Source organism: Aequorivita vladivostokensis, from assembly GCF_000952855.1.
Taxonomy (GTDB): domain Bacteria; phylum Bacteroidota; class Bacteroidia; order Flavobacteriales; family Flavobacteriaceae; genus Aequorivita; species Aequorivita vladivostokensis.
This window is the reverse complement of sequence record NZ_JSVU01000002.1, coordinates 268,935-283,030: the sequence shown is the minus strand read 5'-3', so window position 1 is coordinate 283,030 and position 14,096 is coordinate 268,935. Positions and strand designations below refer to the sequence as shown.

Below are 14,096 nucleotides of genomic sequence, written 5' to 3'. Positions count from 1 at the left end.
AGACTTTTCATATCATTTTAAATCGTCGAGAAACCATCGGCAAAATAAATAAGACTTTCTCTACGAAGGAGATAAAGTATCAAAAAAACTACGCGGGAGATTTGTATTGGACTCTCTCTCGTAGTACTAATATTTCAGCCTTATTTAGACGGTCAATGCCCAACGAAAATTTCAATGTAACAAAAATAGCACCCATTCGTCATTTAAATAGACGGCACCAAACCAAGAACCAACCAAAAAATGGAAAAGACCGAGTTTATTACTGTAATAATGCCTTTTAAGGATAAGTTATACCGTTTGGCGAAACGAATTTTGGTGTCAAAAGATGAAGCAGAGGATGCCGTGCAGGAAGTATTTTTAAAATTGTGGAACGGAAAACAGAACATTGAAAACTATAAAAACCCTGAGGCCTTTGCCATCACAATGACAAAGAATTATTGTTTGGACCGTTTAAAATCGAAGCAGGCCTCGAATTTAAAAATCGTTCATAGCAATTATCAGACTTCAGAGAATATTGAAAAAAGGATTGAGGCAAATGATGGGGTGGAAATGGTTTTCAGGATAATGGAAACCTTGCCAGAACAGCAACGGATCGTGCTTCAACTGCGGGATGTAGAACAATTTGAGTTTTCAGAAATAGCACAGATGCTCGACAGTAACGAAACCGCGATACGCGTGGCGCTTTCCCGGGCCCGTAAAGCTGTAAGGGACGAAATGATAAAAAATTATAAATATGGAATCGGTTAAAGTAAAACAATTATTGGATGCCTATTTTGAAGGCAAAACCAGTCTTTCTGAAGAAAAAATGCTTCAGGATTATTTCAACAATAAAACGGTTGCCGATGATTTGGTTCAATACAAGCCAATCTTCGCAGGTTTGAAAGCTGCCAGAGCAGAAAAGTCTTCGAAGGTCTTTGTGTTACCAGATACAAAATCAAGAACCATAAAAAGTTGGTGGTACGCTGTAGCGGCAATGGTGGTAGTAGCTTTTGGAGTGGGCAGCTTTTACTTTTCGCAACCTAATTATTCCCAGGAAGAAAAAGAGGCACTCGCCGCCTTTGAAAAAAGCAAGGAAGCAATGTTGCTCCTTTCCGAGAATTTCAACAAAGGGACGGAACAGCTTTCTTTTGTGGGTCAATTTGGAAAAACTAAAGATAAAATTTTTGAATAGTTCATCAAATAGAAGAATTCAGAAAAAAGCATTGTTTCAGTTTAAAAAACATCTTAATTAAATACCTTATAAAATACATTTGAACCCAATAAAATAGAACAAACAATAAATAATAAAATGATGAAAAAAATAGCAATACTAATAGCACTGGCAATAGCGCCAATGGTTTCTTGGGCACAGAACGCCTTTGATTCCTTTGAAAACGAAAAAGATGTAACCTCTGTTGTGGTAACCAAAAATATGTTCAAACTTTTGAGCAAGATGGACCTTAACTCTACCGATCCAGAGGCACAGGCATATTTAAAAATGGTAAACGATCTGGACAATATTAAAATTTTCACTACCGACAATCCCGGCGTTTCGCAAAAAATGGATGCCGCAGTGGCAAAATACATTGCTGGTTCCAAGAATTTAGGTGAATTGATGCGCGTAAAGGAAGATGGTAGAAATATTAAATTTTACAGCAAGGAAGGTAAAAACGAAAATTACGTAAGTGAACTGTTGATGCATATGGATGGCATTGTGGAAGGAAAACCTATGACGGTTATTATGAGCATTACGGGAAATATAGATTTAAAACAAATTTCAAAACTTACAGAAGAACTAAAAGTGCCCGGCAGCGAGGAATTGAAGAATATCGACAAAAAGAAAAAACAATAAGTTATGACAACACTACTAAAATATTTTATGGCTTTAATTCTCGGATTAGTAGCGTTGACCTCCTGTAGCGACAAGTCCTTGCAAAAGTATTTGGTTGAAAAGCAAGACGATGATAAGTTTGTAAAAATGGATATTGCCGCCAGCTTGCTCCAAGGAAACACCAGCAATTTTACGCAGGAAGAAAAGGATATATTAAATACCATTAAAAAAGTGAATGTTGTAGCCTATCCTATTATTGAGGGCGATACTGCTGATTATGAAAAGGAGCGTCAAGAATTGAAGAATATATTAGATCAGGAACAGTACAAAGAACTTACCCGGATAAAAAGCAATGATTGGAACGCCACCTTAAAATACACAGGCGAAGAGGACGCGATTGATGAGGTTATAGTTTTTGCAAGTGATGACAATCGGGGCTTTGCAGTTTTCAGGCTATTGGGCGAAAATATGCGTCCCGATCAAATGCTGAAACTTATGAAATCTGCAGAACGGGGCGATTTGGATGTTTCAAAACTTGAAGGTTTTGGAGAGATTTTTAAGGATTAAATTAGTTGATTAATAGTTGAAATGGGCTTCTTCCTAATTTTGGTTGAAGCCTTTTTTTGATAGATACATTTAAATACCTGTATAATTTGCGGGAGTTATACTGCGCATTTCCTGTTTTACGCTTTCGGGTACTTCCAAAGTTTCAATAAAATTTGCGATAGAAGTTTGGTTGATTCGCTCATTGGTTCGGGTCAATCCTTTTAAGGCTTCATAAGGGTTTGGGTATGCTTCTCGACGCAGAATGGTTTGGATTGCCTCCGCTACAACAGCCCAATTATTTTCAAGATCCTCGGCAAATTTGGGTTCGTTTAAAAGCAACTTATTCAATCCTTTCAACGTTGCGTAAAAGGCAATTAGCGTATGCCCGATTGGTACGCCTATATTGCGTAAAACCGTACTGTCGGTTAAATCACGTTGCAATCTACTTATCGGAAGTTTTGCCGAAAGATGCTCAAAGAGTGCATTCGCAATGCCCAGGTTTCCTTCACTGTTTTCAAAATCAATAGGGTTCACTTTATGCGGCATAGCGCTGGAGCCAACTTCTCCTTTCTTTATCTTTTGTTTGAAATAATCCATGGAAACGTACGTCCAAATATCACGATCCAGATCGATCAAAATATTGTTGATTCTTTTCAAACAATCAAAAAGTGCGGCCATATGGTCGTAATGTTCAATCTGCGTGGTAGGGAAGGAGTGATGCAACCCTAGCCTATCCTGCACGAATTTCTTTCCGAAGGCTCGCCAATCAATCTCTGGATAAGCTACTTTGTGCGCGTTAAAGTTGCCTGTTGCGCCTCCAAATTTTGCCGCGCTCTTAATATCGTTCATCAAGTCAAATTGCTCCTCGATGCGCACAACAAACACCTCAATTTCCTTACCTAAACGTGTGGGTGAGGCTGGCTGGCCGTGGGTACGTGCAAGCATGGAAACTTCGGCCCATTCATCGGAAAGCTCCTTTAATTTATTTTTCACGTCCATTAAAAGTGGAACGTAAACATTGTTCACGGCATCTTTCAGCGAAAGTGGAATGGCGGTATTGTTGATGTCCTGCGACGTAAGCCCAAAATGTATAAATTCTTTATATTTCTGAAGATTTAATGCGTCAAATTTTTCTTTTATGAAATATTCTACTGCCTTAACATCGTGATTGGTCACCTTTTCGGTTTCCTTAATTTTCCCTGCGTCCTGCACGGTAAATTCAAGATAAAGCTCCCGAAGTTTTGAAAACTGGGTTTTGTCAAAATCTGCTAATTGCGGAAGATCCAATTCCACCAGAGCAATGAAATATTCAATTTCTACCTGCACGCGATAGCGAATGAGCGCTTCTTCAGAGAAATAGGGAATAAGGCTACTGGTTTTTGAGGCGTATCTACCGTCTATCGGTGAAATTGCTTGCAATGCATTGGTGTACATGGTTCAAACTTTAAAAGCGCAAAGATACAAAACGCCAATGAGTTATGATGAAAGGGTTTTGGTATTAAATTTTAAGCTACATTTTTAAGCACATCGCTTAACGAAAAGCCAACGAAATCGATTTTTAAGATAATAGATAGTTAAAAATTGTTCCGAATTGAAAATTTTAAGAATTTATTGTGCTGAAGGTAGTTGTGGCAGGATTAATTTTAATAGTGAAAAAGAAAACCACATTATTAATTTAAAAAAAATTGTTATGAGCACACAAAATCAAAATCAGCAAAGGAATCCTCAAAATCAACAGACTAATCAGCAGAGGAATCCACAAAACAGACCTCAAAACCAACGCCGTCCTGAAGAGGAGGAAGAGTAGAGTAAGAAAATCTAAGTAATTTTTGATCCGATACACGGACAATGCGAAACCCCTTGATCAACACAATGAGAAAGGGGTTTCTAATTGTGGGGATATAAAAATTGTATAGATTGGTAAATATATCTAAAATTTATGATGAATGGATTAAATTTTAGAATATATGCGTTAATTTTTAATAAGAATGTTTAATAATTTAGCATATTAGCATAAAATCAAAAGATTATGAGCAAAAAAAATAGTCCAAAGCACAGCGTAGGGAAGGGTGCACAAAGTGAACATCACAATGAGCCTGATGAAAAAAGCTATGTAAAGCATCCCGATGATGATAATGAAGAAAAGGAGAAGGATGATGAAGATTACTTAAAACAGAAGTGGGAGCAGGTGGCTTCAGATTTTAACAAGCACTACGGCTTAAGTGTCGATGCCTCTGAAATAAAGGATGAATCGTTTTCTGACACCTTGAAACGATTAGAGAACAAAACAGGCAAGTCCAGAGCCGATTTGAAAGATGAAATTCAACACTGGAAAAAATAGTTGGATTTTTTGATCAACTATTAAAACCCTTTCCAACCTCGCTGCAGGGAAGGGTTTTTTTAAATTATCCATAAGTAATTAAAAAAGAATATTTTGGGTTAATGAAAGATTCTTTTGAGCTAATGAATTTTTATAAGTTACCCTATTTTAGCAAAAGCAAAAGATTTGCTATGAAAAAGAGGAAACCCCAGTTATCATTATTTTGACTGGGGTTTTTTATTTATCGCGCTGTTTCTTTCGGAAGTCGGACGGGGAAATATTATATTTTTCCTTAAATATTTTTGAAAAATAACTTTTACTGCTCAGTCCTATGGCATTTACTATTTCAGAAATACTGAGATCGGTTTTTGTTAAAAGGCTGTATGCCGTATCCAGTCTGGTTTTCTGGACATAATTGTTTACCGTGGTACCATAAAGTTTCTTAAAACCCTCCTGCAATTTGTTTATATTGAGCCCAGCTTGCCGGGCCAAGTTTTCCACTGTGGGCACATCAGAGATATTTCCTTCAATAAGACTTGAAATGGAGTTGATTTGTTTCAGTTCAGTAGAACGAAGCAGCGTGCGGTTTCCCTCTTCCTTTTTATCGTCTTGGTATTGCAGAATTTGATGGGTCAAAATTTGGTAAGCCATTCCTTCCAAAAATAATTTGCGCGTAAAATTTTCAGCTTGGAATTCTAACATAGTATTTAAGATGTCTGAAATTGCCAAACTATAGTTTCCACTGTAATAAAAGGCGCCGCTCGCTTTGATATCCTTAAAGAGTTGTTCCAGTTCATCATCCAGACTGTTAATATCGCACGCCATTTTTATCTGGAATTTTTCCCTTTCTATCTCCAAACTGTTCACGGTAGTGTGGCGTTTGCTTTTAAACAAAAGAACATGGCCGTTATGCTTACTACTGGCCACTATGGCGTTTTGGTACTGCTCAATGGTCCGCAGTTTATCTTCATTTTCAAACCTGTGTTCCAAAATTCCTTCCACGGTGTAGAGAAATTTTAAGGGATGAATATGGTTTACCACAAAATGAATTTCCATATCCTCATTGAACATACAATCATACTGAATAAGTCCTAGGCCGCCTTCAAAATTGATGCCTCTAATGGTGCCTTCACCCACTGATGGCGGAATTTTCAATAAATACTCTCCACAATTTTCGGAATAGGAAATATTAAATACGTTGGCAATGTCCCGTATTACATCCTTGAGGGGAAGCGAATTGACTTGTATAGAATTCATTAAAAGGTTGTTTGGTTGTGCCAAAATACTATTATCAAATAAAAAGTTTTAACACAAATAACTTTTTTATTTAACTCAATTACATTGGCTTGGGTAAGATATTGCATAATAATCGATTGTGCAATGGTATTAAATGAAAAAATCGCAAGTGGTAGATAGTTGCGATTTTCTTAGAAGCGTGTTTATTCTATTCGTAATATTTTTTCCGTTTTTTGCGTTTTTCCAGAAAAAACGAAATCACCAAAAAGGTTCCCAAAACAAAAAATATAATTTTGGCAGGTTCAATCGGTCCAAATCCTAAGCCTAAATAACCCAGGACACAAGCTACCACCGTAAGGAAAAGAAGAAGGGTTGTCCAAATCATAATGGGGAGCATTAGAAGTTTGTAATTGATTAATTATCAGAATTCTAAAGATATTCAATTCCCTTGGTTGAACCTAATCCATTTCAATTTATTTTTGACGTATTTCAATTGATGGTACTTATTCGGGAAATTATTCGTGAGAATAGGAAAAAAATGCTTCAAAAAAATCACAACCAATGAAGCAATGTTTCCAGAATATGAAAAAAGCCAAGTACTGGAGGTTTTATTGAAAACGTTACGGAAATAAAAAATTTCGCTTAAATGGCTCCGTCAATAATATCTTGAACCACCTCAGGATCTAGTAGCGTGGAGATATCGCCTAAATTACTGGTGTCATTTTCTGCAATCTTTCTGAGAATACGGCGCATAATTTTACCACTTCGGGTTTTTGGCAAGCCCGTGGTAAACTGTATTTTATCCAACTTGGCAATAGGGCCAATATGTTCCGTGATAATCTGGTTAATTTCCTTGCGAAGATTTTCGTGCAATCTGCTTTCGCCTATTTCTTTTAATATAACAAAACCATAGAGTGCATTTCCTTTTACATCGTGTGGGAAGCCCACAATAGCACTTTCCGCCACGGCCGGATGTTCATTTATTGCGTCTTCAATAGGCGCGGTACCCAAGTTATGACCTGAAACAATAACAACATCATCTACACGGCCCGTTATTCGATAATAACCCGTGCTGTCACGCAAAGCGCCGTCGCCTGTAAAGTATTTGTTTTCAAAGGTTGAAAAGTAAGTTTCGCGATACCGTTCGTGATTACCCCAAATAGTCCTCGCCATTCCGGGCCATGGGAATTTAATACACAAGCGGCCACTCACTAAATTTCCTTTTAGCTCTTCCCCATTTTCATCCATCAATGCCGGTTGCACACCGGGCAATGGCAATGTGGCATAAGTAGGAATGGTGGGCGTGGAGTAAGGAATAGGAGAAATCATGATGCCGCCAGTTTCTGTTTGCCACCAAGTATCTACAATTGGGCAATTTTTCTTTCCGATGTTTTCGTCATACCAATGCCAAGCCTCTTCATTAATAGGTTCGCCCACACTGCCCAAAATTTTAAGTGAGGAAAGATCATAATTTTCGGAAAAATCAAGTCGTTCCTTAGCCAATGCACGGATGGCAGTTGGTGCCGTATAAAACTGGGTTACTTTATGTTTTTCCACTACCTGCCAAAAGCGCCCAAAATCTGGGTAGGAGGGAACACCTTCAAACATTAAAGTGGTTGCGCCATTAGCCAAAGGCCCATAAACGATGTAACTATGGCCGGTAATCCAGCCAATATCTGCTGTACACCAAAACACATCATTTTCGCGGTATTGAAACACATTTTTAAAGGTATATGCCGTATAGACCATATAGCCTGCCGTGGTATGTACCATTCCTTTTGGTTTTCCGGTGCTTCCGGAAGTGTAAAGAATAAATAACGGGTCCTCGGCATCCATAACCACCGGCACACAGTCGTGATATGCTTCGTCCAAAAGGGGTTGTAGCCATTTATCGCGGTTTTCCTTCATCGCTATTTCAGAATGGATGCGTTTTACTACCAAAACTGTTTTTAGGCCTTCGCAGTTTTCCAACGCCTCGTCAACGATGCCTTTTAAATCAATTGTTTTTCCGCCCCGGTATGAGCCATCACTGGTAATGACTATTTTGCAATCAGAATCATTAATCCGGGTAGAGAGCGCTGTGGAAGAAAATCCCGCAAAAACCACGGAATGTATGGCGCCAATACGTGCGCAGGCTAACAATGAAACCGCCAGCTCAGGAATCATAGGTAGATAGATACAAACCCGGTCGCCTTTCTTTACCCCATGATCAAGCAGCACGTTTGCAAGCCTACATACCCGTTCATGCAGTTGTTTGTAAGTTATATGTTCCGCTTTTTCGGAAGGGTCATTCGGTTCAAAAATGATTGCGGTTTTTTCGCCACGTGCATATATATGTCGATCTATACAATTTTCGGTAATGTTGAGTTTTGCGCCTTTATACCACGAAACCTCAGGTTTTGAAAGGTCGAATTCCAGCACCTTACTCCAGCGTTTACGCCACATAAAATTTTCCTCAGCAATTTCTTCCCAGAAATTTTCAGGATCTCTTACTGACTTTCTATAAACTTGAAAATATTCCTCTAAATTTTTTATATGGTAATTGCTCATAGCTCGGTGTATTGATGGTATAATTCTGAAATGGATGAATTGATTCAGAAATATATTTAATTATGGCGAGCCTTAAAAATGAAAGAGGTAATTTATTTTAGAAAAATAGCTGGGCTATCTTTTGCTTATTTTGTTTCCGGAAATGGCCTTTTGCCGTGAGCATTTAAAACGGCTTATTTCAGAACTTCTTTTTTTGAGATGCTTCTGGCTTACGCCACTATTAACGCGTTTGCGCCAAAGCCTGAAACTACTTTCTTTTAGATGGCCACGCATTATTTTTATGACTTCCTTCTCGGGGAATCCAAACTGAAATTCTATGGCTTCAAAAGGCGTGCGATCCTCCCAGGCCATTTCGATGATTCGATCCAATTGCCTATCTGTTAAATCTCCGCCAATCATAGTTTATCCACTTTTTCCCAGGTTTGATCGACGTTCAGATAAAAGCTGCCAAGGTGATTAAAATTACATTGATCGGGCGCAATGAGTGAAAGAAAATTTTTTCCATTTTCCCTTTTATAAAGATGATAAACTTCGCCAATAACAGGTTCAAAACTAAAATGCGAATTGAAAATAAGATTGTTATACTCAAACTCCTTAGTCATTTTTTCATATTCTGCCTTCAGTTCCAAGTATTTGGCGTTTAATTTATGATTGGTTTTGTTGATGCTACTATTTTTCCAAGCGGTGGTATCGGTACTTGTAATCACCGGCGCACCCACGGAAGTTGCATAAGGTTTTAATGCAGCATCGTAACGATTTGTATCTGTATTGAAAACTACGTTATCGGGTTTTTTCTCTTCGGCCATTATTCAGCTATTTGAGTTTTTCCAATTTCTTCATCACTTCTTCGGCCTCAAAGGCTTTTTGATCGCTCAACTTTCTATTGGTTGTTGAGAGTTTAAAGGATTCACTTTGGAGTTTTTGATATTCCTCCTGCAATTTTTCCTTTTCTGATTTCTTCTTAAACATTCCAAACATAGTATCGTTTTTAGTAGGGTCGTCACCATTTTATATTGTGTGAAGATACAAAACGTTTAATAGATTGATAAAACTGTTAAACAAAAAGTTTAGTTAATTTTAATGGACTATTTGAAATGGAAAGGGTAGTTGAAAAATAAAAAAGCCCGTGAACAACTTGTTCACGGGCTTTGGCGGAGAAAGAGGAACTATCTTTAAATAATTAAGTTATTGAAAATCAAATAATTAAAATAATATATTTCTAATTACGCACCGAATTACGCACCTGATTTATAATTCATTATATTTAAGTAAAGCTGTAACGAGTTTTTTTATTTGGAATTTCAATTTTAAAAGTTTTAAGTGACAAATCGGACTAATCCAATTGAAATTATAACTATTAATCCAGCTATAATAAACGGATAGTAAAAACTATCTGCAATCAGCCAAGTACCTACAACAGGACCTAAAATCTGACCTACGCTACCTGTTGAGCTTTGTATGGATATATTTCTACCTGTATTTTCTTTAGATGTCAATGATACTGCTGATAACAAGTTTGGCGTTACCAAAGCACCACCAGCAGCAAACATAATGATTAATCCATATACCAAGAATTCACTTGTAAAAAAAGGAAAAGCAATCAAGGATACTCCGGCTATTAGGAACCCAATGGCAATTTGCTTTTTAGGAGATAAAAACTTCTCACCATAACTAGCAAATACAGGCTGTAAAACGGCCATCACAGAACCACATAGCATAAAACCTAAACCCAACTGTTTGCTGTTAAACCCTAATTCATCTTTTCCATAGATTGAAAAAACAGTTTCAAACAAGGTCACAACAAATTGGGCTACAAAGGATAGTATGAGTAATACAATAAAATATTTGGTAAATGTGAATCGCAAGCTCACTTTTTGTGTCATTAACCTATGTACACGAGCGGTGTTTTTTAGCCATTTCATCACAACGAATAACACAATCAATCCTAATAGGGCAACGAATAAAAAGGGCACTGAAAATCGGTCTAAATGTAGCAGACCTATAGAATATTTTATATGAATATCAGTTTGGGATAGAAAGCCACCAATGACAGGGCCAAAAATAACCCCAGAGCTAATGGCAACGCCTGACCAGGCCATTATTTTTGTTCTCCGTTTTTCAGAAGTAATGTCGCTTAAATATGCGTTGCTAACTGGAATAACTGCTGATGTGAAAATACCACCAAAAATTCGAGCAACATAAAGCATTGTTAGAGACGTGGCAAGACCAGTGAGCAATTGCATAATTACAAAACCGATTAGTCCACAAATGATTATAGGTTTTCGACCATATTTATCTGAAAGCTTTCCCCAAACCACTACGAATAGTAACTGAAAAAATGGATAGATGCTCGTAAGCAATCCAATATGGAAGTTGATAAGGTCGGTGTCGAGATTGCCCTTTATTGCTAGCCTTTCGGTATAGTAAGGAAGGGTTGGCAATAATATACCATAGCCCAACATCACTACAAATAAACTCAACAGAATTAAAAATACCCTGTTGAGTTCTTCTTTTCTTTCCATTTATTTTTTACCGATTTTTCGCTTTAATAATTGCGCATTAATGGCCACTATAATTGTACTCAAACTCATAAATACAGCTCCTACCGCAGGTCCTAAAACAAATCCTGAAGAATACAGAACTCCAGCGGCTAATGGTATTGCAACAACGTTATAACCCGTTGCCCATATTAAGTTCTGAATCATTTTATTGTAGGTAGCCTTTCCAAATAAAATTAAGTTCGCAATATCCTGTGGATTACTGTTTACCAAAATAATGTCTGCTGTTTCTGCTGCCACATCGGTTCCCGAACCTACGGCAATACCCACGTTTGCTTGTGCCAAAGCAGGTGCATCATTAACGCCATCTCCCGTCATAGCCACAAATTCTCCTTTACCTTGCAATTCTTTTACGATTTCCACTTTTTGGTGTGGCAATACTTCGGCATAATATCCATCCAATCCAAGTTTATCGCTTACGGCTTTGGCGGTTTTTTCGTTATCGCCAGTTGCCATCAAGACTTTTATGTTGTTTTCTTTAAAGACCCTTATTGCTTCGGCAGATTCAGGTCTTATTTCATCAGCAAGAGCAATGTATCCTGCTAAAGCACCTTCAATTAATACAAATACAACCGTTTCAGCGGCGTCACTATAAGCATCTTCAGGAATGGTAATTTTTTCATCCCTTAAATAGCCCGGACTCACTACTTTCACCTGCTTGCCTTCTACGTTTGCCTCTACACCTTTACCTGTAATCGCATTAAAGTTTTCAGGATTGGGAATAGCAACCTTGTCTTCTTTCACTTTTTTAATAATTCCCACGGCAATAGGATGTTCTGAGCTTTGTTCCAAGGCACTTGCAAGTCTTAATACTTCATCTGAAGAATATTTTTTATCTACCGATTCAATTCGGGTAACGCCAAAATCCCCTTTAGTCAATGTTCCTGTTTTGTCAAAGAGCAGAGTGGATATTTTGCGTGATTCCTCAAATGCGGTTCTATTACGAATCAATAGCCCATTTTGAGCAGATACTGCGGTAGAAATCGCAACTACAAGTGGAATGGCAAGGCCAAGTGCGTGTGGACAAGCGATGACCATAACGGTAACCATTCTTTCTAATGCATAAACAAAAGGGAACCCTAGAATTAACCAAACTGCCAACGTACCAAATCCTATAGACAAGGCAATATAAGTCAACCACTTTGCTGCTCTATCCGATAGATTTTGCATTTTGGACTTGGTCTTTTGTGCTTCCTCAACCATTGTGATAACCTTGTTGAGATAACTGTCTTTTCCTGTATGTACCACTTTTACCTTTATGCTGCCATTGCCGTTTACAGAACCTCCAATTACTTTATCCTTTTCTTCTTTTTTTACTGGTTTTGATTCTCCAGTTAACATAGATTCGTTCAGATAACTAGACCCTTCGATTATGATACCATCGGCAGGAACTTTCTCGCCGGGCTTTACCAATATCACATCATCTTTCAATAAATCTTCCAATGAAATATCTTCAATTGTATCGCCTTTTACTCTGTGAGCTTCGGCAGGCATCATACTTACTAGAAGCTGTAAGGCTTTTGAGGCACCCAAGACACTTTTCATTTCTATCCAATGGCCCACAAGCATAATAGCGATTAGAGTTGCCAGTTCCCAGAAAAAATCGACACCCTGCAATCCGAAGACTGTTGCGGAACTATAAAAATAGGCCACACTAATGGCCATTGCTATTAAGGTCATCATTCCTGGTGCACCTTTTTTTACTTCAGACCAAAATCCTGTTAAAAATGGCCAACCACCGTAAAAATAAACTACGGATGAAAGTGCAAAAAGGATATATTGGTTTCCGGGAAGCAAAAACTCATATCCAAAAAAGTCCTGAATCATCGGCGAGAAGAACAGTATGGGAATAGTAAGTACAAGGGTTACCCAAAACCGTTTCCTAAAATCGGCAATCATCATCTTATGATGGTCGTGGCCTGCCATACCCATTGGTATGCTTCCGTGGTCGTGTTTCATCTTTGAATGGTCCATTTTACTGTGGTCCATCTTGCTATGGTCGTCCGATTTTGGGTCTTCCATTTTTGAGTGGTCCATCTTTGAGTGGTCCATTTTTGAATGGTCGATGTTATCTTCATTCATTTTAGAATGGTCCATCTTCGAATGGTCCATTTTTTTGTCCTTGTGATTTTTGTTATTGTCCATATAGTTCTATTTAAGTGTTATCGTAATTTTTTCCGCATTGCTTCAGAAATGTTTTCGGCATATACGCCGTAGGCATCCACCAAAAGACCCTTAATTCCGTTTTTTGATGAAATGGCGTATAAAATGCTATTATCATCGGTACTGCTCATACCTTCAAAACGATAGGTTTTATCTACTTTGAAATCCTCTGGATGAATCTCAATTTCCAGTGAAGCACATTCCAGGCATTCAGGTTTTAAGTTAAAATCATAAGGATATTCACTTGCCTGTAAATCGTTAATAGCTTCTGATAGTGTATCGTAATTTTTCATTTGTTTTTAGTTATAAGTCATTGTGAAATAACTGTTATCTTCTTCTGTAAATTTCTGAAAGGTCAATAAACCGTTTCCATTTAATTTTTCGTAAACATTATAATTGAGTTGCTTAATGCGAATTCCCAAAGCATAGGCCTTAATGTTGATTTTTGAATTAATTTTTTTTTTGTTACTATCTAATTTTCGGTCGTAAATCTTTATCGTGCTTTTTGAACCGAAAAAATTTAATAAGCCCGAATCAAAACTCATTTCAAGTTCTATATCTTCCAAGTTTTCCAAGTCATACAACTCTTTAAAATTTGCAGAAATGGTATTGATTTCGGTTTCTTCTGATTTTGGGTTTGAAAACGGAAACGCCATTACCATTACACTGGCTTCATCTGGCTTACATCGATAGGTCGTTGTATATTTATCGGTGGATTTTTTGTCTTTGTCAAATAATTCTGTGATTACATCAATTTCAAAATATCCATTTTTCTCCATTGTTTTACCAGCTTCAAAAGTTTGTTTGTTGAGAAAAGCACCTTTTTCATCAAAATTCTCCCGAATGACAAATCTTCCTGAAATCTGCCCAATGAGCATTTCAGTTTGTCCATTCATTGTAATATTGAATAAGA

General features: G+C 37.5%; 16 protein-coding genes. 6 read left to right on the top strand and 10 right to left on the bottom strand.

Translation table 11 applies throughout. The annotated features are described in order from the left end of the window. Positions 1 to 240: 240 nt before the first annotated feature. The 4 genes from MB09_RS04025 (at position 241) to MB09_RS04010 (ending at position 2,377) form a co-directional block, all read left to right on the top strand. The gene (locus tag MB09_RS04025; protein ID WP_045079591.1) at positions 241 to 747 is read left to right on the top strand and encodes an RNA polymerase sigma factor; all 507 of its coding nucleotides are present in this window, start codon (positions 241 to 243) and stop codon (positions 745 to 747) included. Then, positions 734 to 1,171: a hypothetical protein gene (locus MB09_RS04020; protein WP_045079590.1), complete on the top strand. Its 438-nt coding sequence runs from the start codon at positions 734 to 736 to the stop codon at positions 1,169 to 1,171. The genes MB09_RS04025 and MB09_RS04020 overlap by 14 nt, the downstream gene beginning before the upstream one ends. A gap of 117 nt (positions 1,172 to 1,288) precedes the next feature. Further along, positions 1,289 to 1,831: a DUF4252 domain-containing protein gene (locus MB09_RS04015; protein WP_317619470.1), complete on the top strand. Its 543-nt coding sequence runs from the start codon at positions 1,289 to 1,291 to the stop codon at positions 1,829 to 1,831. 3 nt (positions 1,832 to 1,834) lie between these two features. Continuing rightward, positions 1,835 to 2,377: a DUF4252 domain-containing protein gene (locus MB09_RS04010; RefSeq protein WP_045079589.1), complete on the top strand. Its 543-nt coding sequence runs from the start codon at positions 1,835 to 1,837 to the stop codon at positions 2,375 to 2,377. Positions 2,378 to 2,446: 69 nt separating this feature from the next. Here MB09_RS04010 and purB read toward each other — a convergent pair whose 3' ends face one another. Continuing rightward, on the bottom strand, positions 2,447 to 3,790 hold the full coding sequence (gene purB, locus MB09_RS04005; RefSeq protein WP_045079588.1) for an adenylosuccinate lyase: 1,344 nt from the start codon (positions 3,788 to 3,790) through the stop codon (positions 2,447 to 2,449). 157 nt (positions 3,791 to 3,947) lie between these two features. On the opposite strand from purB, the gene MB09_RS04000 reads away from it, so the two are divergent. Continuing rightward, positions 3,948 to 4,163: a hypothetical protein gene (locus tag MB09_RS04000; RefSeq protein ID WP_045079587.1), complete on the top strand. Its 216-nt coding sequence runs from the start codon at positions 3,948 to 3,950 to the stop codon at positions 4,161 to 4,163. A gap of 222 nt (positions 4,164 to 4,385) precedes the next feature. Continuing rightward, the gene (locus tag MB09_RS03995) at positions 4,386 to 4,697 is read left to right on the top strand and encodes a hypothetical protein (RefSeq protein ID WP_045079586.1); all 312 of its coding nucleotides are present in this window, start codon (positions 4,386 to 4,388) and stop codon (positions 4,695 to 4,697) included. A gap of 216 nt (positions 4,698 to 4,913) precedes the next feature. Here the strand turns inward: MB09_RS03995 and MB09_RS03990 are convergent, their stop codons facing one another. The 9 genes from MB09_RS03990 to MB09_RS03945 all read right to left on the bottom strand — a co-directional run bounded on the left by MB09_RS03990 (position 4,914) and on the right by MB09_RS03945 (position 14,079). Then, positions 4,914 to 5,933 (bottom strand): helix-turn-helix domain-containing protein, encoded by a 1,020-nt coding sequence (locus tag MB09_RS03990; RefSeq protein WP_045079585.1) that lies wholly within the window; start codon positions 5,931 to 5,933, stop codon positions 4,914 to 4,916. Positions 5,934 to 6,554: 621 nt separating this feature from the next. Further along, positions 6,555 to 8,462 carry an acetate--CoA ligase gene (acs, locus tag MB09_RS03980; protein ID WP_045079583.1) on the bottom strand — a complete coding sequence of 636 codons (1,908 nt, stop codon included), beginning with the start codon at positions 8,460 to 8,462 and terminating at the stop codon, positions 6,555 to 6,557. Between the two features lie 114 nt (positions 8,463 to 8,576). Then, complete coding sequence (locus tag MB09_RS03975) at positions 8,577 to 8,861, bottom strand: TIGR03643 family protein (RefSeq protein ID WP_045079582.1); 285 nt, start codon at positions 8,859 to 8,861, stop codon at positions 8,577 to 8,579. Further along, positions 8,858 to 9,268, bottom strand: a complete 411-nt coding sequence (locus MB09_RS03970) for a DUF2452 domain-containing protein (RefSeq protein WP_045079581.1) — start codon at positions 9,266 to 9,268, stop codon at positions 8,858 to 8,860. The genes MB09_RS03975 and MB09_RS03970 overlap by 4 nt, the downstream gene beginning before the upstream one ends. Positions 9,269 to 9,275: 7 nt before the next feature. Continuing rightward, positions 9,276 to 9,440: a Lacal_2735 family protein gene (locus tag MB09_RS15870; RefSeq protein ID WP_045079580.1), complete on the bottom strand. Its 165-nt coding sequence runs from the start codon at positions 9,438 to 9,440 to the stop codon at positions 9,276 to 9,278. 338 nt (positions 9,441 to 9,778) lie between these two features. Then, positions 9,779 to 10,984 (bottom strand): MFS transporter, encoded by a 1,206-nt coding sequence (locus MB09_RS03960; RefSeq protein WP_045079579.1) that lies wholly within the window; start codon positions 10,982 to 10,984, stop codon positions 9,779 to 9,781. Next, positions 10,985 to 13,117: a copper-translocating P-type ATPase gene (locus MB09_RS03955; protein WP_205618090.1), complete on the bottom strand. Its 2,133-nt coding sequence runs from the start codon at positions 13,115 to 13,117 to the stop codon at positions 10,985 to 10,987. It abuts the gene before it with no gap. A gap of 65 nt (positions 13,118 to 13,182) precedes the next feature. Further along, positions 13,183 to 13,476: a hypothetical protein gene (locus tag MB09_RS03950; RefSeq protein WP_045079578.1), complete on the bottom strand. Its 294-nt coding sequence runs from the start codon at positions 13,474 to 13,476 to the stop codon at positions 13,183 to 13,185. A gap of 6 nt (positions 13,477 to 13,482) precedes the next feature. Further along, complete coding sequence (locus MB09_RS03945) at positions 13,483 to 14,079, bottom strand: hypothetical protein (protein WP_240484804.1); 597 nt, start codon at positions 14,077 to 14,079, stop codon at positions 13,483 to 13,485. Between the last annotated feature and the right edge of the window lie 17 nt (positions 14,080 to 14,096).